General features: G+C 71.6%; 15 protein-coding genes. 11 read left to right on the forward strand and 4 right to left on the reverse strand.

Features of this window, described 5'->3' with window-relative positions:
• Positions 1-18: 18 nt before the first annotated feature.
• On the reverse strand, positions 19-852 hold the full coding sequence (locus ACZ63D_RS22380) for a lysophospholipid acyltransferase family protein (RefSeq protein ID WP_465356252.1): 834 nt from the start codon (positions 850-852) through the stop codon (positions 19-21).
• A gap of 90 nt (positions 853-942) precedes the next feature.
• Complete coding sequence (locus ACZ63D_RS22385) at positions 943-1,590, reverse strand: hypothetical protein (RefSeq protein WP_465356253.1); 648 nt, start codon at positions 1,588-1,590, stop codon at positions 943-945.
• 128 nt (positions 1,591-1,718) lie between these two features.
• Between ACZ63D_RS22385 and ACZ63D_RS22390 the strand changes: the two genes are divergently transcribed.
• Together ACZ63D_RS22390 and ACZ63D_RS22395 are read left to right on the forward strand one after the other, a co-directional pair.
• The gene (locus tag ACZ63D_RS22390) at positions 1,719-4,277 is read left to right on the forward strand and encodes an FtsK/SpoIIIE family DNA translocase (protein WP_465356254.1); all 2,559 of its coding nucleotides are present in this window, start codon (positions 1,719-1,721) and stop codon (positions 4,275-4,277) included.
• 42 nt (positions 4,278-4,319) lie between these two features.
• The gene (locus tag ACZ63D_RS22395) at positions 4,320-4,730 is read left to right on the forward strand and encodes a hypothetical protein (RefSeq protein WP_465356255.1); all 411 of its coding nucleotides are present in this window, start codon (positions 4,320-4,322) and stop codon (positions 4,728-4,730) included.
• A 6-nt stretch (positions 4,731-4,736) separates the two neighbouring features.
• Here the strand turns inward: ACZ63D_RS22395 and ACZ63D_RS22400 are convergent, their stop codons facing one another.
• Positions 4,737-5,303 carry an amino-acid N-acetyltransferase gene (locus ACZ63D_RS22400; protein WP_465356256.1) on the reverse strand — a complete coding sequence of 189 codons (567 nt, stop codon included), beginning with the start codon at positions 5,301-5,303 and terminating at the stop codon, positions 4,737-4,739.
• Positions 5,304-5,413: 110 nt separating this feature from the next.
• Here ACZ63D_RS22400 and ACZ63D_RS22405 point away from each other — a divergent pair, with 110 nt between their 5' ends.
• From ACZ63D_RS22405 to ACZ63D_RS22445, 9 genes are all read left to right on the forward strand, one after another.
• Positions 5,414-7,462, forward strand: a complete 2,049-nt coding sequence (locus ACZ63D_RS22405; protein WP_465356257.1) for an acyltransferase family protein — start codon at positions 5,414-5,416, stop codon at positions 7,460-7,462.
• A gap of 120 nt (positions 7,463-7,582) precedes the next feature.
• On the forward strand, positions 7,583-11,839 hold the full coding sequence (locus ACZ63D_RS22410) for an AAA family ATPase (RefSeq protein WP_465356258.1): 4,257 nt from the start codon (positions 7,583-7,585) through the stop codon (positions 11,837-11,839).
• 215 nt (positions 11,840-12,054) lie between these two features.
• Entirely contained in the window at positions 12,055-13,503 is a 1,449-nt protein-coding gene (gene rimO / locus ACZ63D_RS22415; protein ID WP_465356259.1) for a 30S ribosomal protein S12 methylthiotransferase RimO, read from the forward strand.
• A complete protein-coding gene (gene pgsA / locus ACZ63D_RS22420) occupies positions 13,500-14,147 on the forward strand; it encodes a CDP-diacylglycerol--glycerol-3-phosphate 3-phosphatidyltransferase (protein WP_465356260.1) in 648 nt (215 codons plus the stop codon). The genes rimO and pgsA overlap by 4 nt, the downstream gene beginning before the upstream one ends.
• The gene (locus ACZ63D_RS22425; protein WP_465356261.1) at positions 14,147-14,611 is read left to right on the forward strand and encodes a CinA family protein; all 465 of its coding nucleotides are present in this window, start codon (positions 14,147-14,149) and stop codon (positions 14,609-14,611) included. Before pgsA ends, ACZ63D_RS22425 begins: the two co-directional genes overlap by 1 nt.
• A 100-nt stretch (positions 14,612-14,711) precedes the next feature.
• Entirely contained in the window at positions 14,712-15,164 is a 453-nt protein-coding gene (locus tag ACZ63D_RS22430; RefSeq protein ID WP_465356262.1) for a helix-turn-helix domain-containing protein, read from the forward strand.
• Between the two features lie 253 nt (positions 15,165-15,417).
• Entirely contained in the window at positions 15,418-16,263 is an 846-nt protein-coding gene (locus ACZ63D_RS22435) for a PspA/IM30 family protein (protein WP_465356263.1), read from the forward strand.
• Positions 16,264-16,297: 34 nt separating this feature from the next.
• Positions 16,298-17,296: a phage shock envelope stress response protein PspM gene (pspM, locus tag ACZ63D_RS22440; protein ID WP_465356264.1), complete on the forward strand. Its 999-nt coding sequence runs from the start codon at positions 16,298-16,300 to the stop codon at positions 17,294-17,296.
• A gap of 447 nt (positions 17,297-17,743) precedes the next feature.
• Positions 17,744-19,051 (forward strand): allophanate hydrolase-related protein, encoded by a 1,308-nt coding sequence (locus ACZ63D_RS22445; RefSeq protein ID WP_465356265.1) that lies wholly within the window; start codon positions 17,744-17,746, stop codon positions 19,049-19,051.
• Positions 19,052-19,252: 201 nt separating this feature from the next.
• On the opposite strand, the gene ACZ63D_RS22450 is transcribed toward ACZ63D_RS22445, so the two are convergent.
• Positions 19,253-20,278: a quinone-dependent dihydroorotate dehydrogenase gene (locus ACZ63D_RS22450; RefSeq protein WP_465356266.1), complete on the reverse strand. Its 1,026-nt coding sequence runs from the start codon at positions 20,276-20,278 to the stop codon at positions 19,253-19,255.
• Positions 20,279-20,430 lie beyond the last annotated feature (152 nt).

A 20,430-nucleotide genomic window follows, 5' to 3' on the forward strand; every position in this document is an offset into this window, starting at 1 on the left:
TCGCGACCCTAGCCGGGCTTACCGGGGCGTCTCACGATCCGGACGGCTCTGCGGCTTCCATGGACTGACCGTGTCGGTCGGCCGCGTCGGGTCGTGGAAGCGCGGACGGATCGGTTCGTGGCGGCGCAACGGAACCAGGCCGTCCGTGATCGCCTGCATGATCTTCGCGTGCGCCCGCACGCCCGCGCCCGGCCGCTCCGGCTCGACGTCGGAGAGATCCACCGGCGTCCCGAAATGCACCTTGAACCGAGGCCGCCGCAACGGCGCGCTCAACCCGGATTTGGCCAGCGGCACCAGATCCGCGGGCCCGTTCACCGTCTCCGTGCCCCAGTACACGGCCTCGTGCGCGCCCCACTGGCTGATCGGAATCACCGGCACCCCCGCGGCGAGCGCGAGCCGCGCCGCCCCGGTCTTGCCGCGCTCCGGCCACAACCCCGGGTCGTGGCTGATCCGCCCCTCCGGATACACGACGATCGGCTCGCGGGTGGTCCGCAACGCCTCCGCGGCTTCGGCGAACTGCCCGACCGCGGTCGCCGCCTTGGCCCGGTCCACGCGCAAGTGCCCGCTGACCCGCAGCGCGGGCCCGATCACCGGAGCGTCGAGAATCCCGCCGGCGAGCATGAAGCGAGGATTGATGCCGATCCGCTTGCACGCCGCCATGAGCACGAAGGCGTCGAACACGCCGATGTGATTGGCCGCCATCAGCAACGGCCTGCCCCGCAGCTCCCGCGGCACCGACCCGGTGACAGTGAGCCGCCCGACGAGGTTGACCAGCCCTCGATCGAGGTTGAGCATCGTCCGCCAGATCGCGGGGGCACGGCGCGGAGCCTCGTCCTGTTGGAGCGCGAACATGGGCAGAGCATTTCACGGAGTCACCCACCTGGGGCAACGCGGTTCTCGTTGCTGCGCCCCCGTGGGCGTTTCCGGGGCCGTCGTAGCTGATCAGGGTGCTTCTGTCGGACGTGACTCGGTCGAATCCGTGTACCCGGAATCCATCCAGCGAATGCAGCCTCCGATCGTCGCGCCGCCGTTCTCGACATCCCGGGTCAGCAGCATCCCGGTTTCCGCGTCGAACACGAGCTGCCGGGTGCTGGGCCGCGCCGGATCCGGGACACTCACGACAATCCCCGGCGGATCCGCGTCCTCCACAACCAGCCGCGGCCGATCCGCCAGCCACGAAAGCAACAACCTCTGCAGCTCCGGCGTCACCGCCTGGGTCAGCCAAACGTTGCTGAAAGCCTTGACCGCCCCGGCAGCACTGCCCAGCCGGCGCAGTTCCGCGCCCACCGACGGCAGGTCGGACGCGACCACGAAGTCGCCCAGCAGCCCGCCCGGCGGGAAGTAGCCGCTCGGCCGGACTTCCGCGCCGCCCCGGGTTACCAGCAGCCGCCCGGAACCGTCCGCGGCGACCCAGTCCTCGCGGTCGAAGAACTCAGTGCGGGCCGACAGGATCCGCCCGGCGGTGGTCCGGTCGGTGTGCCGGTTCCACCCGGATGTGCGGAGGTAGTGGTACCGCCCAGTGCCCCGCGGCGCCGGGGCGCGGGAGGTCCGCTGCGCCAGCGTGCGCACGATCTCGGCGGGACTCGGCATGAACGTCCTCGGCTTCCCGTGGGTACCTGGATGCTTCCACAAGATCCACTGTGACTTGACACCATTTGTTTCGCCTGCGCTGCGAGTGGCACATGTGACTATCGGTCCCAGCCCGTTACCGTGGAGGCATGGCTGGGTCGGCGACGAGAAAGCGGAGCACGGCGGGAAGCGGCGGGAAGGCACCGGCGCGTAGTTCGCGTACGCCGGCGAAGTCTCGGGCGGCTGCCTCGAGCAGGTCGTCGAAAGGCGGTTCGACCAGGGGCCGGAGCAGTTCCCGGCCCCGGACGGCCCCCGCGCGGCGGCCGGCCGGGCGCAAGAGTTCCGGGGCGTTCGTGCGCGGCGTGCGCGGAACGTGGAACCTCGTGGCCAAGGGCGTCGGTTCGCTGGCTCGCACGGTCGGGCGCACGCGGGAGCTCGAAGCCGAGCATCGGCGCGACGGGCTGGCGCTCGGGCTGATCGCGCTGGCCATCGTCGCCGCGGTCGGCGTGTGGTGGCGGGCGGCTGGGCCGATCGGGGCGGGTGTCGAAATCGCCGCTCGGACGATCCTCGGCGCCGGTGCGGTGACCCTGCCGCTGGTGCTGCTCGTGGTCGCCGTCGCGTTGATGCGGTCCGAGCCGCGGCCGGAAACCCGTCCGCGGATGGTCGTCGGCACGCTGCTGGTCGTGCTGTCCGTGCTCGGGATGCTGCACATCTTCACCGCGCTCCCGGACACCAACGACGGCCGGATGTACGCGGGCGGCATCCTCGGCGCGTTCTCCGGCGGGTTGCTGGCCAAGGGCGTCACCACGTGGGTCGCGGTGCCGCTGCTGATCCTCGCGCTGCTGTTCGGCGTGCTCGTGTTCACCGGCACGCCGGTCCGCGACATCCCGCACCGGCTGCGCACCTGGGGTCTCGACGAGCACGAGCTGGCCGAATACGAGGCCGGTCAGCACGACGAAGCGCCCGAGGACGAAGAACCCGAGGCCGACCCGAAGTCCGTCCGGCTGCGGAAGCCGTCGCGCCGCCGTCAGGCCAGCGCCGACAAGGACGGCGAGCAGCTCGACCTCGACGCCGCGCTCGCCGAACCGGCCACGCCGATCCGCCCGCCGAAGCCGGTCGCGCCGCCCGCCGAGGTGCCGGAGAAGAAGCCGAAGAAGGCTCCGGAGCCCGCGCTGTCGGTGACCCGGACCGTCGAGGGCGACTACGCGCTCCCGCCGCCGGACCTGCTCAAGCTCGGCGACGCGCCGAAGTCCCGCAGCAAGGCCAACGACCAGATGATCGAGGCGATCACCGGCGTCCTCGACCAGTTCAACGTCGACGCGCAGGTCACCGGCTTCACCCGCGGCCCGACGGTCACCCGGTACGAGGTCGAGCTCGGCCCGGGCGTGAAGGTCGAGAAGATCACCGCGCTGACCAAGAACATCGCCTACGCGGTCGCCACCGACAACGTCCGGCTGCTCGCGCCGATCCCGGGCAAGTCCGCGGTCGGCATCGAGGTGCCCAACTCCGACCGCGAGATGGTGCGCCTCGGCGACGTGCTGCGCGCGCCGACCACGGTCAAGGACAACCACCCGATGCTGATCGGGCTCGGCAAGGACATCGAGGGCGAGTTCGTCACCGCGAACCTCACGAAGATGCCGCACCTGCTGGTCGCCGGTTCCACCGGTTCCGGCAAGTCGAGCTTCGTGAACTCGATGCTGGTGTCCCTGCTGGCCCGCTCGACGCCCGCGGAATGCCGGATGATCCTGATCGACCCGAAAATGGTCGAGCTGACGCCGTACGAGGGCATCCCGCACCTGATCACGCCCATCATCACCCAGCCGAAGAAGGCCGCCGCCGCGCTGGCCTGGCTGGTGGAGGAGATGGAGCAGCGCTACCAGGACATGCAGGCCAACCGGGTCCGGCACATCGACGACTTCAACGCCAAGGTCCGCTCCGGCGACATCACCGCGCCGCCGGGCAGCGAACGCGAGTACCAGCCGTACCCGTACATCATGGCGATCGTCGACGAGCTGGCCGACCTGATGATGACCGCCCCGCGCGACGTCGAGGACGCGATCGTCCGGATCACCCAGAAGGCCCGCGCCGCGGGCATCCACTTGGTGCTGGCCACCCAGCGGCCGAGCGTCGACGTGGTCACCGGCCTGATCAAGACGAACGTGCCCTCGCGGCTCGCGTTCGCCACGTCGTCGCTGACCGACTCGCGGGTCATCCTCGACCAGCCGGGCGCGGAGAAGCTGATCGGCATGGGCGACGCGCTCTACCTGCCGATGGGCGCCGGGAAACCGGTCCGCATCCAGGGCGCGTTCGTCGGCGACGAGGAAATCGCCGCGGTCGTCAACTTCGCCAAGGAACAGGCGCAGCCGGACTACAACGAGGGCGTCACCAGCGCCAAGGCGGGCGAGAAGAAGGAGATCGACCCGGACATCGGCGACGACCTCGACGTCCTGCTCCAGGCCGCCGAGCTGATCGTCACCTCGCAGTTCGGCTCCACCTCGATGCTGCAGCGCAAGCTGCGCGTCGGGTTCGCCAAGGCCGGGCGGCTGATGGACCTGCTGGAAAGCCGCGGCGTGGTCGGCCCGTCGGAGGGGTCGAAGGCCCGCGACGTGCTGATCAAGCCGGAAGAGCTGGAGTCGGTGCTGTTCATGATCCGCGGCGGCTCCGACGCGGGCGGTTCGCCCGCGGGCGGCGAGGACGAGGATTTCTGAGCCGCGTGCAACCCGGCGGCGCGCCCGGGCCGTCCAGTACCCATGGACCTCAAGAAGCTCGCACTGGGTATCGGGACGGCCGCCGCGCTGGCCGGGTGCGCGGGCGGCACGGCCGCTGTCGCGCAGTCACCGTCTTCGCGACCGCCGGCCGCTGAGCTGGGCGGGAACGTGGCGCTCACGCCCGGCCAGGAGGTGCAGGTCGCGGGCCGGGACCTGACCGTGCGCTACCGCCAGCTGGTCTCGGACTCGCGGTGCCGTCCGGGCAGGCAGTGCTTCGTCGAGGGGGAGGCGGTCGTGGCGCTGGTCCTGACCGAGCCGGGCCGCGGCGAGCACACGTCCGTCCAACTGCACACCGGGCGCCAAGGCCCGGACGCGACGAGTTTCGCCGGCACGACCGTGAAGCTCGCCGCCGTGGACGGGTCGGGCGGCCGGATCCTCGTCCGGTTCTCCTGACGCCGCTCAGAACTCCAGCAGCATCCGCGAGTTCCCGAGCGTGTTCGGCTTGACGTAGGGCAGGTCGAGAAACTCCGCGACCCCCGGGTCGAGCGAACGCCGCATCTCCTCGTACACCTCCTGGGACACCGGGGCCCCGTCGATCTCGACGAACCCGTGCCCGGCGAAGAACGACGTCTCGAACGTCAGCACGAACAATCGTTTCAGCCCCAGCTCGCGGGCTTCTTCGACGAGCCTGCCGACCAGCGCGCGGCCGATCCCGCGGCCGCGGGCCGCTTTGTCGACCACCACGGTGCGCAGTTCGCCGATGTCCTCCCACAGCACGTGCAGCGCGGCGGCGCCCAGCACGTCCTCTCCGCCGTCCTGTTCGTCGGTGGCGACCCAGAACTCCTGCACCGCCTCGTAGAGCGTGACCAGATCCTTTTCGAGGAGCACGCGCCCCGCGTCGGAATCCACGAGGGCTTTGATCTTGCGGACGTCGGCGATCCGCGCGCGGCGGACGGACGGAGGGCGGGAGTCGGGCACCAGGTCAAGATAACTACCGCGAGGCCCGGACGTGGCGAGCGGCTCCATCGGGGGACCCCGGATGCGTGACGGCGCGAACGGTCACGTATAGCTAGTGAGCGCACATGACCAGTAGTCGGCGGCTCCCGAGCCTGCTACCGGCTCTCGGGAGGAACCGCATGACCGGCAGCACCGTGGCCGCCCCGGAAAAGCCCGGCCGTGTTCCCGCCGGGCCGGGCGCGCAGGCGCGGTTCCGCCCCGAGCTGCAGGGCGTGCGGGCGCTGGCCTCGGTGCTGGTGGTCGTCTACCACGTGTGGTTCGACCGGATCTCCGGCGGCGTCGACGTGTTCTTCCTCGTCTCCGGGTTCCTCATCACCGGCCAGCTCTACCGGGCGCTGCTGCGCGGCCGGATCGAGCTGCGCGCCACCTGGGGCCGGATGATCAAGCGGCTCTTCCCGGCCGCGATGACCGTGCTGCTGGCCGTCGTGGTCGTTTCGCAGCTGCTGCTGCCGCAGGACCGCTGGTTCCAGACCATCCGCGAGGTCGTCGCCTCGGCGCTGTTCTACGAGAACTGGCAGCTCGCGGCCGATTCGGTGGACTATTTCGCCCAGCACAACAGCGCGAGCCTGGTGCAGCATTTCTGGTCGCTGTCCATCCAGGGCCAGTTCTACGTGCTGTGGCCGCTGCTGTTCGTCGGGCTCGGCCTGCTCGTGCGCCGGCTCGGCTGGTCGCTGCGGCACACGGTGAACCTGCTGCTGGCCGTCCTGTTCGCCGCCTCGCTGGCGTACTCGGTGTATCTCACCGGGGTCGACCAGCCGCTGGCCTATTTCCACGGCCTCACTCGCGTGTGGGAGTTCGCGCTCGGCGGCCTGATGGCGATGTTCCTCGACCAGGTCACGCTCCCGCGGCTGCTGCGCATCGCGCTCGGCTGGGTCGGCGTCGCCGGGCTGGTGCTGTGCGGCGTCCTGCTCGACGTCGACAGCGTGTTCCCCGGCTGGATCGCGCTGTGGCCGACCGTCTCGGCGGGCCTGGTGCTGGTGGCCGGGCAGACCGGCAGCGTGCTCGGCGCGGACCGGTGGCTCAGCTCGAAATTCCTCGGCTACGTCGGCAACCTCAGCTTCTCGCTGTACCTGTGGCACTGGCCGGTGCTGGTGTTCTATCTGATCATCCGGGACCGGGTGGCGGTCGGACTGCTCGGCGGGACCTTCGTGGTCGGCGTGTCGTTCCTGCTGTCGATCCTGACCTACCACCTGATCGAAAACCCGGTCCGGCTGTCGAAGATCGGCACCGCGAAACAGTGGGGCGCTTACCGGTTCGGCGTGCTCGCGCTGGCCCCGGTGCTCGTCGCGAGCGGCGTCTGGCAGGGCGTGAGCAGCGCGCGGGCGAACTACGAGATCGCCATCGGCGACCCGGACCACCCCGGCGCGGTCGCGCACGCGCAGGGCTTCGTCTACCGCGGCACGCCGTCGCCGCCGATCGTGCCGCCCACGGTGAAGCTCGCCGACGACTGGGCCCGCATCGCGCCCGACCAGTGCTCGAAATCGCCGCGCAACAAGGAACTGGAGATCTGCACGGAGAGCCCGGAAGGCCCGCCGGCCAAGCGGATCGTGCTCGTCGGCGATTCGCACATCCAGCAGTACCTCGCCGCCTTCCGGCCCGCGGTCGTCTCCGACCGCTGGGAGGTCACGACCATGCTCAAGGGTGCGTGCCCGTATTCGGCCGACTCCGAGCTGATGCCGGGCGACAAGAACTGCGTCGACTGGAACAAGGCCGTCACCGCCGAACTGCTCGACACGCGCCCGGACGCGGTCGTCATGCTCGGCACGGTCAACGCCAAACCCGGGCCGCACGAGTCGACGCCGCAGGGCTTCCTCGACGTCTGGTCCACTTTGGACGATGCGGGCATCCCGGTCGTGGCCGTGCGCGACAACCCGCGCTTCGCGTTCAACATGGCCAGTTGCGTCGCGCAGAAGAGCCCGGTCGACCCGTCGTGCTCGGTGCCGCGCCCCGCCGCGGTGGCCGCGGCGCCGTCGTGGGCGCAGGTCGAGGGCACCCCGGGCAACGTGTCGTTCCTCGACTTCACCGATTACTTCTGCGACGAGAAGCGCTGCCGCGCGGTCGTCGGGAACGTGCTGGTCTACATGGACGACAACCACCCCTCCGCGACGTTCACCACGACACTCGCGCCGATCGCGGTCAAACAGCTCAAACACGCCCTGCAGTGGTGACGCTCGCGAGGCGGACAGACGAGTTCGGCGAACTGGCCGTCGCGGAGCGTCCCGGGTTGGGCACAATGGGACGGCGGCGGGCTCGCCGCACGGGCACCTGAGGGGGAGCTGGTTTTTTTGATGCGCGCAGGGTGGGACGCATTCCAGGCCGCACAGTCCGAGGCGGCGGCGGGCCGGACGGCCGCGCTGACCGGCCCGGACGGCGTCGGATGGCTGCTCGTCCCCGGCCAGGCGTGGCAGCGGAGGCTGCCGGACGGCAACTGGCAGTACACGCAGCCGCCCGCGGATCCCGGCTACCGCGCCGCCTCGCGCCTCGGTCCGCCGCCCGGCACTCCCGCCCCCGGCACGCCCGCGCCGGGGTACGGCCCGCCCCAGCAGTACCCGGGCGGCCAGCCGGGCTACCCCGGCCCGGGCAGCGGCGGGGCGCCCCGGCCGCCGTACCCCGGTCCGCCGAGCAATCCTGGCGGATTCACCGGACCGCAAGGCAATCCGGGCGGCTACGCGGGACCGGCCGCGCCGCAAGGGAATCCAGGCGGGCACGCGGGACCGCCCGCGCCGCAAGGGAATTCGGGCGGCTATCCCGCGCCGCAGGGCAACCCCGGCGGATACGCCGGGCCCTCCACGCCCCCGGGAAACAGCTTCGGCGGCCCGCCTTCCGCACCGCAGGGCTACCGCCCGCCGCAGCCCGGCTACCAGCCCGCTCCGCAAGGCGGCCCGTGGTCGGGGCAAGTCCCGGCGCAGCCCGCCGCGCCTTCGGGACCGCCGCCGCTGCCTGTCCCTTCAGGGTCGCCCGCCACCCCGCCAGCGGCGCCGCCGGTTCCCGGGAGCACCCCGGCTCCGAACGCCGCCCAGCCGCAGATCCGGGTGGAGAACCTGGGCCGGGCCGGGATGTTCGTCTCCGGAGCCGAGTCGATCGCGGAGTTCGTCACGCGCGCCACCCGGGTCGTCGCCTGGGCGGACGCCACCCGGCACGGCACCGCGAACGGTCCCGGCGAACCGCCGCCGCCCGAACCGGAACGGCCCGGTTCCGACGGCTCCGGCGGCAACGTGCTCGGCGACATGGCCCGGCACAGCCGGTCGGTCACGCTCGACCTGCTGGCCGCGGGCAACCGCATGTGGCAGCGCAAAGAGCAGGCCCGTTACGAAAAAGCCTACGAGGAATGGCAAAAGGCCTACGCCGAGTGGGAAAAGCGCGAAGCGGCCCGGATGACCGCGGGCACCAAGCAGCCGAACCCGTTCATCCTGCTGGTCGGGGAGCCGAACACCGGCCAGCGCCGGTTCACCCGGGCGTTGAAGGCGTCGCTGACCGACGCCGAGGTCGGGTTCGACAACGCCGAGTTCTTCGACTGCGCGGCCCTGCTCGCCGAGTACGGCGACGACCCGGTCGAACGCTCGGTGCCCTTGACGATCAACGAAATCGAGAACGGCGGGTCCGCGCTCTTGCTCGCCGAGCGGGTCGACGCGCTCTTCGACAAGGACGTCGCGGGCACCGTCCGCCTGCTGCGCAATTACGCGCGCGACCAGGACAGCTGCCGCCTGATCGTGCTGGACGGCACCGAGAAGGTGCTCGAACAGCTCAGCACCGAGGCCCCGGACCTGGTGCAGAACATGCTGCAGTACCGGCTGCCCCGGTTCGACCGGCCCGCCGAAGCGGCCGCGCTGCTCGACGTCCTCGCCCGGGAGCGCTCGTTCGGCCTGCCCGCCGACGTGCGCGACCGGCTCGCCGCCCTGGCCACCGAACCCAGCGCCCGCACGGTGGAAACGATGCTGGACGCGGCGTCGCGGCAGGCGATCAGCCGCGGCGCGCTGCCGGGCAGCCGGATCGAGATCGGCCATCCGGACATCGAGCCGCTCGTGGCCGCGGCGGGCCAGCGCGGCGGATCCTCGATCGAGGAGCTGCTCGCCGAACTGGACGGGATGATCGGCCTCGCCGCGGTCAAGGAGCGGGTCCGTTCGCTGACCTCGGAGATGACGATCGACGCGCGGCGCCGGGAAGCGGGCATGAAGGTCGCCGTGCGCAGCCGCCATCTGCTGCTGACCGGCAATCCGGGCACGGCGAAGACGACCGTCGCCCGGCTGCTCGGCAAGATCTACCGGGCGCTCGGCGCGCTGCCCAAGGGCCACGTCGTCGAGGTGACCCGGACCGACCTGGTCGGCGAGTACATCGGCGAGACCTCGCTCAAGACCCGTTCGGTCGTGCAGCGGGCCGTCGGCGGCGTGCTGTTCCTCGACGAGGCCTACAACCTCGTGAACGACAAGGACGACGACTTCGGCCGGGAAGCGGTCGCGGAACTGCTGGTGCAGATGGAAAACCACCGTGAGGACCTGGTGGTCTTCGCGGCCGGCTACCCCAAGGAGATGGACGCCTTCCTGGAGTCCAACTCCGGCCTGCGCTCGCGGTTCGCCGGGTCCATCGAATTCCCGGACTACTCCAACGACGAACTCGCGCAGATCTTCCGCGCGATGGCGAAGGGCCAGGGCTACGAGCTGTCCGCGGACCTGCTCGCGGCGCTGCCGGAGGCGGTCCGGCGGATTCCGCGCGGCCGCGGGTTCGCGAACGGCCGGTCCGCGCGCGTGCTGCTGGAAGCGGCGATCGGCAAGCAGTCCACCCGGCTGACCACCGACGGCGGCGCGGACCTGGTCACGCTGGTCGCCGCCGACCTGCCCGGCCCCGGCGAATCCGGCGTGGGCGCGGTGGACGACGCCGGTCCGCGGCGCAGCCTGCCCGAGCTGCTGGCCGAACTGGACGCGATGATCGGGCTCGATTCGGTGAAGCGGCGCGTGCGGTCCATGGTGGACGAGATGGCGGTCGACGCGCGGCGCCGCGACGCGGGCATGAAGGTCGCCGTCCGCAGCCGCCACCTGCTGTTCACCGGCAACCCGGGCACGGCGAAGACGACCGTGTCGCGGCTGGTCGGGCAGATTTACCGCGAGCTGGGCGTGCTCCCGTCCGGGCACCTGGTCGAGGTCGGCCGCGGCGATCTCGTCGCCGAGTTCACCGGCCAGACCGCGCCGAAGACTCGCGAGGTGTGCGAACGGGCCGCGGGCGGCGTGCTGTTCATCGACGAGGCCTACAACCTCGTGCGCGACGACAACGACGACTACGGCAAGGAAGCCGTCACCGAACTGCTGGTGCAGATGGAGAACCACCGCGAGGACCTGGTGGTCTTCGTCGCGGGCTATCCCAAGGAGATGGACGAGTTCCTCGAGTCCAACCCCGGCCTGCGGTCGCGGTTCTCCGGCCGGATCGAGTTCCCGGACTACACGAACGAGGAACTCGCCGGGATTTTCACCGTGATGGCGAAGGGCCAGGGCTACGAGCTGTCCGCGGACCTGCTCGCGGCGCTGCCCGAGGCGATCCGCCGCATCCCGCGCGGCCGGGGGTTCGCGAACGGCCGGTCCGCGCGCGGCCTGCTGGAAGCCGCGATCAGCGGGCAGTCCAGCCGGCTCGCCGCCGCGCCGGACACGCCGCCGGACCAGCTGGCCGTCCTGGTGGCCGCCGACCTGCCGGGCGAGGCCGGGGTCGCGGTCAGCGACGACGCCGGGCCGCGCCGGGGACTGGACGACCTGCTGGCCGAACTCGACGGCATGATCGGCCTCGACGAGGTGAAGTCCCAGGTCCGCGCGCTGGTCGCGGAAACGCGGCTGGACGCGCGCCGCCGCAAGGCCGGGCTGCCGGTCGGGGCGCGCAGCAGGCACCTGGTGTTCACCGGCAATCCGGGCACGGCGAAGACGACCGTCGCGCGGCTGATGGGGCAGATCTACCGCGAGCTGGGCGTGCTGCCGTCCGGCCATCTGGTCGAGGTCGCGCGGCCGGACCTGGTGGGGGAGTACATCGGCCAGACCGCGCCGAAAACCCGCGAGGTGTGCGAACGGGCGATCGGCGGGCTGCTGTTCGTCGACGAGGCGTACATGCTGGTCCAGGGTTCGGCCTCGGGCACCGATTTCGGAGCCGAGGCGATCGCGGAACTGCTGGTGCAGATGGAAAACCACCGCGAGGACTTGATCGTGATCGCGGCCGGCTATCCGGCGGACATGGACCGCTTCCTCGACGCCAACGCGGGCCTGCGGTCCCGGTTCGGCGCCACCGTCCATTTCGCCGATTACGACAACGCGCAGCTGGCCGAGATTTTCACGGCCATGGCGGGCAAACAGGGCTACCGCCTCGACCCGGGGCTCGCCGAAGAGCTGCCCGGGTTCATGGCCGGCCTCGACCGCGGACCGGGTTTCGCCAACGGCCGTTCGGCCCGCGGCCTGCTCGAACGCGCGATCCGGGCGCAGGCGATGCGGCTGGCCGGACCGGACGTCGACCTGGAGGCGCTGGACGACGCGGAGCTGACCCTGCTGACGGTCCCGGACGTGGCCGCCGCGCGGTGACGCCGGGAAACCGTGCGGCGGCTCGGCGAACTGCCGGATGACTGTTCTCGCAGCCCGGCGCCCGCCCCGGCTCGGGTCGGCACACGTCAGTCACGGCTCCTGGTGCTGTCTCAAACCCCGGGCATCGGCGGAGCGACCCGCCCGGGGAGGCTCCGTCACCGCACTGGGCGACGCCGTCTCGGGGCGGTCCGGACGCGACGGCTACCCTGAACGTCGTGCCTTCTCCAGCCGCTGATTCCGCTCGTGCCCGCCGTGTCTCCCTCGTGACCTTGGGCTGCGCCCGCAACGAGGTCGATTCCGAGGAGCTGGCGGGCCGGCTGGCCGCGGGCGGCTGGGAGCTGGCCGCCGAACCGGAGGACTCCGACGTCGTCGTGGTCAACACGTGCGGATTCGTCGAATCGGCCAAAAAGGACTCGGTCGACACGCTGCTCGCCGCCGCCGACACCGGCCGCAAGGTCGTCGCGGTCGGCTGCATGGCCGAGCGCTACGGCAACGAACTGGCCGACAGCCTGCCCGAAGCCGACGCGGTGCTCGGCTTCGACCACTACGCCGACCTGTCCGCGCGGCTGGACGACGTGGTCGCCGGCCGCTCGATCGCCGCGCACACCCCGTCCGACCGGCGCAAGCTGCTGCCGATCAGCCCGGTGCAGCGGCCCGCCGCGACGGCCGAGGTCGAGGTGCCCGGGCACGCGCAGCACGGCTGGGGCCCGCGCGTCCTGCGCACGCGGCTCGACGATTCCCCGGTCGCCGCGCTGAAAATCGCCTCCGGCTGCGACCGGCGCTGCTCGTTCTGCGCGATCCCGTCGTTCCGCGGGTCCTTCGTGTCCCGCCAGCCGGACGAAATCGTCGCCGAGGCGGCCTGGCTCGCCGAGAACGGCGCGAAGGAACTGTTCCTGGTCAGCGAGAACTCCACGTCCTACGGCAAGGACTTCGGCCGCGACGGCACGCGCGCGCTGGAGCTGCTGCTGCCGCGGCTGGCGGAGATCGACGGCGTCGAGCGCGTCCGCGTGTCCTACCTGCAGCCCGCCGAAACGCGCCCGCAGCTGGTGAAGGCGATCGCGACCACGCCGGGCGTCGCGGACTACTTCGACCTGTCCTTCCAGCACTCCAGCGAGCAGGTGCTGCGCCGGATGCGCCGGTTCGGCTCCACCGATTCCTTCCTCGCGCTCACCGAGCAGATCCGCGAATACTCGCCCGAGGCGGGCATCCGCACCAACGTGATCGTCGGCTTCCCCGGCGAGACCGAGGACGACCTGGCCGAGCTGGAGCGGTTCCTCACCGGGGCCCGGCTCGACGCGGTCGGCGTGTTCGGCTACTCCGACGAGGACGGCACCGAGGCCGAGACCTTCGACGGCAAGCTCGACCCGGCCGAGGTCGCCGAGCGCGTCGCGCGCATTTCGGCGCTGGTCGAGGAACTGACCGCGCAGCGCGCCGAAGACCGCATCGGCACCTTCGTGGACGTGCTGGTCGAACACGACGGCACGGACGGCGACGACGCGGTCGGCCGCGCCGCGCACCAGGCCCCCGAGGTCGACGGCGAGTGCGTCATCCTCGAGGACGAGACCACCAAGCCGCTCGCGGTGGGCGATCTCGTCCGCTGCGAGGTCGTCGACTCCGCCGGCGTGGACCTGGTCGTCCGCCCGGCTCCGGACGCCGGCCGGTGAGTGCCGCGCCCAGCGGGGCGGGCGAGGGCGTGCCCCGCGCCGCGTCCGAGGGCGGGGCCCAGCTGCCGGAGGCGACCGAAGTCCCGACGCTGAACCTGGCGAACCTGCTCACCATCTCGCGGCTCGTGCTGGTCCCGTTGTTCGTCGTCGCGCTGTTCACCGGCCACGGCGAGGACACCACGTGGCGCGCGATCGCCACCGGGCTGTTCGCGATCGCCTCGGCCACCGACCAGGTCGACGGCTGGGTCGCGCGCCGCTACGGGCTCATCACCGACTTCGGCAAGATCGCCGACCCGATCGCGGACAAGGCGCTCATCGGCGCCGCGCTGGTCGGGCTCAGCGCGCTGGGAGAGCTGTCCTGGTGGGTCACGATCGTGATCGCGGTGCGCGAGATCGGCGTGACGCTGCTGCGGTTCTGGGTGATCCGGCACGGCGTCATCCCGGCCAGCCGGGGCGGCAAGGCGAAGACGATGGCGCAGATCGTCGCGATCGTGACCTACCTGCTGCCGCTGCCGTCCGGCGCGGACCCGGTGCGCTGGGTGCTGATGGGCCTCGCGGTGGCGCTGACGGTGATCACCGGTGTCGACTATCTGGTCCGCGCGATCCGGCTGCGCGCCGCTGGCCGGCGCGCGATGGGGTCGTGATGACCGAAGCTCGCGAACTGGTCGCGATCCTCACCCGCCGGGGGGAGACCGTGGCCGCGGCGGAGTCCCTCACCGCCGGTCTCGTCTGCGCCACGCTCGCCCAGGTGCCCGGCGCGAGCGCGGTCCTGCGCGGCGGTCTTGTGGTCTACGCCACAGAACTGAAAGCCGCGCTCGCCGGGGTCGACGAACAGTTGCTGGCCGAACACGGAGCGGTGCATCCCGAGGTCGCCGCGCAGCTGGCCAGGGGCGCGCGGGAGCGCTGCGGGGCGACCTGGGGGCTCGGCCTGACCGGCGTCGCCGGGCCGGATCCGCAGGACGGCGTGGCCCCGGGAACGGTGTACGTCGGCCTCTCCGGGCCAGGGGCGGACACGGTGCGTGAGCTGGCCGAGAGCGGCGACCGGGACACGATCCGGACCTCTTCGGTGCGCGCCGCGTTCGCGCTGCTCCGGGAACAACTAGACTGAAAACGGCGTTCGCCCTTGGCGTACGCACGTGTCAAGTCCTGCACTCGGGGTACCGCTCTGGGTAACGTAGGAGGCACCAGTTCGGGAAGGGAGGCGCGTGATGACCGTGCTGTTGCGCGAGGCGATCGGTGATCGGCTCCGTCATGCCCGCACCAACCAGCGTCGGACGCTGCGTGACATCTCCCGCGCCGCCCGGGTGAGCCTCGGCTACCTGTCCGAGGTCGAGCGCGGCCAGAAGGAAGCTTCCAGCGAGCTGCTGGCCTCCATTTGCGAGGCGCTCGAGCTGCCGCTGGGCGAGCTGCTGCACAAGGTCGCCGCCGACGTGTCGGCCCTCGACAAGGTCGAGGTCGCGCCGGTGGCCGACGAGGTGGAGACCGCGCCGAGGGAGACGGTGCCCGACCGCGGCGAGGCCGGGTTCGAAGGCGGCCGCCTGGTGTCGGAGCTGATCGGCGACGACCTCTCCGACCTGCGGCTCCAGCCCGCTCCGCGGATGAACACGACGTTGCGGACCACGATCGGCGCGCCGAAGCTGGCGTCCACGATCGCGGCGTAACGCGGGAGCTGTCCGGCTGCACGGCCCCGGGTTCTCCCCGGGGCCGTCGGCGTGCGCGGGTCCCCCTTCCGGGCCGGTCCCGGCCGCCGGTCAGGGCTGACCCTGAATTCCCCCGGGGTCGCCTGGAACGGCGGAGGCCGACCTGACACGATGGAACCCAACGCCGGGGTCGGTACGTTGTGCGACTAGGGGAGCGACGCCCCGCCCCGATGTAACTCAGGGCCCGTGGGACGCAAGAAGGCAGGCGGAGGAGATGGCCAACCCGTTCGTGAAGTTCTGGAAGTACATGATGGCGGCGTTCTCGTCGAAGATCGACGAGCACGCCGACCCGAAGGTACAGATCCAGCAGGCCATCGAGGAGGCGCAGCGCAACCACCAGGCGCTGACGCAGCAGGCCGCCTCCGTGATCGGCAACCAGCGGCAGCTGGAGATGAAGCTCAACCGCCAGCTCGGCGAGGTCGAGAAGCTGCAGGCCTCGACGCGCCAGGCACTGGTCCTGGCCGACGAGGCCCGGGGCAAGGGCGACGAGGCGAAGGCGGCCCAGTTCGAGACCGCGGCGGAGAGCTTCGCCGCGCAGCTGGTCACCGCCGAGCAGAGCATCGAAGACCTCAAGACGCTGCACGACCAGTCGCTGCAGGCGGCCGCCCAGGCCAAGCAGGCGGTCGAGCGCAACGCGACGATGCTGCAGCAGAAGCTGGCCGAGCGCACCAAGCTGCTCTCGCAGCTGGAGCAGGCGAAGATGCAGGAGCAGGTCTCCGCCTCGCTGAACCAGATGAGCCAGCTGGCCGCGCCGGGCAACACGCCGTCGCTGGAAGAGGTCCGGGACAAGATCGAGAAGCGCTACACCACCGCGCTGGGCCAGGCCGAGCTGGCGCAGAACTCGGTGCAGGGCCGGATGATGGAGGTCCAGGAGTCGGCCACGCAGATGGCGGGCCACTCGCGGCTGGAGCAGATCCGCGCCTCGATGCGCGGCGATTCGGTCGCCCAGGTCACCGACGGCGGAGCGGGCGCGGCCGCGGCCAAGCCGGCCGCCTCGGGCGACATCCAGCGGGAGATCCAGGCCCGCGTGCAGGCCGAACAGGGCAAGAACCCGGCCTGACCGGCCGGGCACGAGCGGCGCAGGGGGCGTGCGGATGACCAAGCGGCGGGACTTCGGCGAGTTCAACGCCAAGCTCGAGAAGCACATCGAGCGGTTGCCCGACTACGCCCAGCGCGCTCAGGAAAAGCTGCAGCGGTACTTCCCGCCGGCCGGCGAGGCCGGCGGGAAGCCCGAGCAGAACGGGCGGACCCAGCGCGGTCCGGTCCCGCCGCCGGTGCCGCGCCGTCCGTCGGCTCCGGTCGCGTCGGCGGCGTCCGCGGCTTTCTCCTCGGTCGCCGGGCAGGTGCCCGCGGTCGCCGAGGTTCGCGCGAAATGGCAGCGCTGGAACGAGCCGAGCGCGAAGCACCAGCGCCGCATCCGCCGCACGTCGCGGATTCTGACGTTGTGGGTGCTGGTCACGATCCTGCTCGGGATCCTCACGGTGCTCACCGCCACCGGCCTGCTCGGCGGAGCGGTGGCCGGTCCGGAGATCGGGCAAGCGGTGTTCTCCGGATTCGCGACGCTGGTGTTCGGCACGTTCAGCGTCCGCACCGGGCTGCGGTTGCGCGAGTTGAAGAAGGTCGAACTGCCCGCCGCGCCCAGCGGTCCGCCGCCGCTGCCCGCCGCCAGTTCGGCCGCGCGCGAGCCGATGGAGCGGTTGGCCGAGTCGGAGGCTTCGCTGCGCGAACTCCTGCGGCAGCTGTCCGTGCCGACTTCTCTGGGCACCACGGCGGTTCCGGAGGTCTCGGTCGCCGACGCCCGCGCCACGGCCGACGAGGCCGCCCGTGCGCTGCGCGGCCTGGCCGACCGGATCCAGGCGATCGAACGCGGCCGCAATTCCGCGCCGGAACGCGAACGTTCCGCGTTGCAAGCCGCGGTGACGAAGCTGCGCGAACAGCTCGACGACGGGCTCGAAGGCTACGGCGGTCTCGTCGCGGCGGCCGGTCGCGCGGTGGCCGCGAGCAGTGACGGGATGGTCACGTCGCGGGAAGCGCTGACGGACGCGACGGATCGGCTCGCGGGATTGGCGCTGGCGTTGAAGGATCTGGGCTGACCTCACGGTCGTCCGTGGTGTGCGCGGCCGGGCAATCCGCCGCGCTGGGGCCGGGCGAATGTGGCCTCGGGCGAAGCGCTGAGCACTATCCGCGGCCCGGTAATCCGCCGCGAAACGCCCGTCCCAGGGGTGAATGTGGTCCGGGTCCGCTGTCCGGCGCCGACTCCGGGAAGCGCAGCGGCCGGGCGGAAACGCCGTCCTGATGGCCGAGTTTGGGTTTCCGGTCGGCGCAACGGGACAGTCCGGCCGCGACAGTGCGTGAGTTTCCTCCGCACACCGCAACAATCGCGTAATCCGATCCTGCTGGTGACGGAAACGTCTGCGGTTTAACGTTTTTCCCATGAGGTCGGTGTTGGCGCCCGCCAGGCCCGGCGTCCCGGGCTGAGGTTCGCGGCGCCGGACGTACACAGTGGACTCCTCCGATCCCGCCGAGGAAAGGATGCCCTCGTGACTACGCTCCCGCCGGAACCTGATTTTGTTCCCGTTCCTCCGCCCAGCTCGCACGAGCGGGTCCGCATCGCTTTCGAGCGGCTGGCGAAAGCCGACCGTCCCGGGCTCTGGGCTTCGGTGCGCACCATGGAGGAAGTGCTCGTCGAAGCGAAAACCGTCGACGAACGAGTGCACGCCGGCGAAGACCTGCCGCTCGCCGGAACGGTCTGCGCGGCGGACGCCGAGGGCTCGCCCGGCATAGCGAGGCTGACCGGCGCCGGTGCGGTGGTCCTCGGAACCACCGTCGCGGACCCGGAAAACGCGGCCGTCGGACTCGAGATCGTCGACCTGGCCCTGAATTCGTCCGCCCGCGAAATCGCCGCCCCGGCCGGGGTGCTCACCGTCAAACCGACGCCCGGCCTGATCCCGGGGACGACTGTCTCGGTGTCCGCGCGCCGCCTCACGACCGGCCAGCGGGCCGTCGCGGCGATGCTTGGCTCCGATGGTCTGGACCCGGCGGTCCGCACCTGGCCAGCCGACGTCCGCCTCGCCGCGGGGCGGCACCCGCGCCTCGGCATCCCCGCCGAGGCCAGTCTTCCGCTGCCCGCGAGAAGGGCGTTCGACGTCGCCGCCGCGTCCCTGGAGGCTTCCGGCGCGGTGCTAGTCCCGGTCGCCGTGGACGCGTTCTACGGCGCAGGAAACGACCTCGCCGCCCGCTCGCTGCTAGCGGAGGTGGATGCGATGCTCCTGCCGACTGTCGGCGTTCTGGAAGCGACTCTGAACGCTCTGGACCTCGCCGCGGTGACTGTGCCGGGGGACCGGCGGCCGTACGGGATCACTGTGGTGACCCGGGCTTTCGAGGACCAGATCGGGATCGACCTGGCTTCGGTGCTGACTGGCGAGCAGTCGCCGGATCCTTATCCGTGCGAGAGCGTCGATGTCGTGGTGTTCGGTGCGCATCTGTGCGGCCAGCCGTTGCACGACGAACTGCGCGGTGCTCGGTTCGGTGGTCTGGTCCGGACCGCGGAGCGCTACCGGATGGTGCTGCTCGACGGTGTCACTCCGCCCCAGCCCGGCGTGATCCCCGGCGCGGGCGGGGTGGACGGCGAGCGCTGGCGGTTGTCACCCGCGGCGTTCGGGCGGTTCGCGGCGGGGTTGGCGGCGCCGTTCGTGCTGGGCCGGGTGGAGTTGGAGGACGGGAGTTCGCCGCTCGCGGTGCTGTGCGAACCGGCGGCCGCGGCGGGCGGGGAAGGGCTGGACCGGTACGCGTCGTGGCGCGGGTATCTGCGGTTCGTCAGTACTGGAGGGCCTCGGTTCCCTGGCTGAGGCTTTCTTCCGGGGCGGGGCTGTTCCGGGTGTGACGGTGAGGTCGCGCGGGCGTGCCCCGTCCTTCGGCGCGTTCTGCGGTGGTCTTTGCCGCTCGACCGGGATTGCCACGGTGAGGCGAGGCCCGGTTCGGCGCGCGGCCGAACCGGGCTTTCCGCCGTCCGGACTCTCGGTCTCGCGGCTGAGGCTTGTCGGTGTCCGTTACCGGGCGGCGAGTCCACGGCCGACGCGGCGGACCAGTCCGGGTCCGTGCAGTGCGAATCCGGTGTAGAGCTGGACGAGGCTGGCCCCGGCGTCGAGCATGCGGCGGGCGTCGTCCGGGCCGAGGATGCCGCCGACGCCGATGATCGGCAGGGTGCCGCCGGTTTTGTCGTGGACGAAGCGCACGACCTCGGCCGAGCGTTCGGTCAGGGGGCGGCCGGAGAGTCCGCCCGCTTCGGAGGCCAGCGCGGCTTCGGCGGGGGCGATGCCGGTGCGGGCGAGGGTGGTGTTGGTCGCGATGATTCCGGCGACGCCGTGGTCCAGGCAGACTTCGAGGAGTTCGGCGAGTGCGTCGTCGGTGAGGTCGGGGGCGACCTTGACCAGCAGGGGGGTGTCGCCGCCCAGTTCGGTCCCGGCGGTGCGGAGTTCGGCCAGCAGTTCGGCCAGGGCGGTTTTGTCTTGCAGCGCACGGAGACCGGGAGTGTTGGGGGAGCTGACGTTGATCGCGAAGTAGTCGGCGAAGGGGTGGAGGGCGCGGAGGGAGAAGCGGTAGTCCTCGACGGCTTCGTCCAGCGGGGTCACCTTGGATTTGCCGATGCTGATTCCGAGGGGGACCGCGGGTTTTCCGTGTGCGGCCAGGCGGTCGGCCAGGGCTTGGGCTCCGTCGTTGTTGAAGCCCATGCGGTTGATGACCGCGTCGGTGGCCGGGAGGCTGAACAGGCGGGGCTTGGGATTGCCGGGCTGGGGGTGGCGGGTGACGGTGCCTACTTCGACGAAGCCGAAGCCCAGGGCGGGCCAGGCGTGGAGGGCGCGGCCGTTTTTGTCCATGCCCGCGGCCAGGCCGACGCGGTTGGGGAAGGTCAGGCCCAGGACGGTGGCGGGGTCGTCGGTGCGGAAGGCCTTCGCGAGGGGGCGGAGGGCGGAACCGGCTCGGCTCAGGAGGGCCACGGTGCGTTCGTGGACTGCCTCGGGGTCGTGGTAGGCGAGCCGGTACATCGCTGGGCGGACGATCCTGTCGAAGAGCACGGGTCCATGCTGCCGTATCGGGGGAGGGTTGGCTGGGGGTGGCTGGGGGTGGTGTGGCGGGGGTCGCGTGTCTGGCGGGGGTGGGGGGGGGGGGGGGGGGGGGGGGGGGGGGGGGGGGGGGAGGAACGAACGACAAAAGGAGGGGCACGGCG

It is taken from the genome of Amycolatopsis sp. NPDC104775, assembly GCF_055583325.1.

What these genes read in the sequence shown, in the direction of transcription:
- ACZ63D_RS22380 (WP_465356252.1), bottom strand. Translation starts at nt 852, where the DNA reads ATGTTCGCGCTCCAACAGGACGAGGCTCCGCGCCGTGCCCCCGCGATC.
- ACZ63D_RS22385 (WP_465356253.1), bottom strand. Translation starts at nt 1,590, where the DNA reads ATGCCGAGTCCCGCCGAGATCGTGCGCACGCTGGCGCAGCGGACCTCC.
- ACZ63D_RS22390 (WP_465356254.1), top strand. Translation starts at nt 1,719, where the DNA reads ATGGCTGGGTCGGCGACGAGAAAGCGGAGCACGGCGGGAAGCGGCGGG.
- ACZ63D_RS22395 (WP_465356255.1), top strand. Translation starts at nt 4,320, where the DNA reads ATGGACCTCAAGAAGCTCGCACTGGGTATCGGGACGGCCGCCGCGCTG.
- ACZ63D_RS22400 (WP_465356256.1), bottom strand. Translation starts at nt 5,303, where the DNA reads ATGGAGCCGCTCGCCACGTCCGGGCCTCGCGGTAGTTATCTTGACCTG.
- ACZ63D_RS22405 (WP_465356257.1), top strand. Translation starts at nt 5,414, where the DNA reads ATGACCGGCAGCACCGTGGCCGCCCCGGAAAAGCCCGGCCGTGTTCCC.
- ACZ63D_RS22410 (WP_465356258.1), top strand. Translation starts at nt 7,583, where the DNA reads ATGCGCGCAGGGTGGGACGCATTCCAGGCCGCACAGTCCGAGGCGGCG.
- ACZ63D_RS22425 (WP_465356261.1), top strand. Translation starts at nt 14,147, where the DNA reads ATGACCGAAGCTCGCGAACTGGTCGCGATCCTCACCCGCCGGGGGGAG.
- ACZ63D_RS22430 (WP_465356262.1), top strand. Translation starts at nt 14,712, where the DNA reads ATGACCGTGCTGTTGCGCGAGGCGATCGGTGATCGGCTCCGTCATGCC.
- ACZ63D_RS22435 (WP_465356263.1), top strand. Translation starts at nt 15,418, where the DNA reads ATGGCCAACCCGTTCGTGAAGTTCTGGAAGTACATGATGGCGGCGTTC.
- pspM (WP_465356264.1), top strand. Translation starts at nt 16,298, where the DNA reads ATGACCAAGCGGCGGGACTTCGGCGAGTTCAACGCCAAGCTCGAGAAG.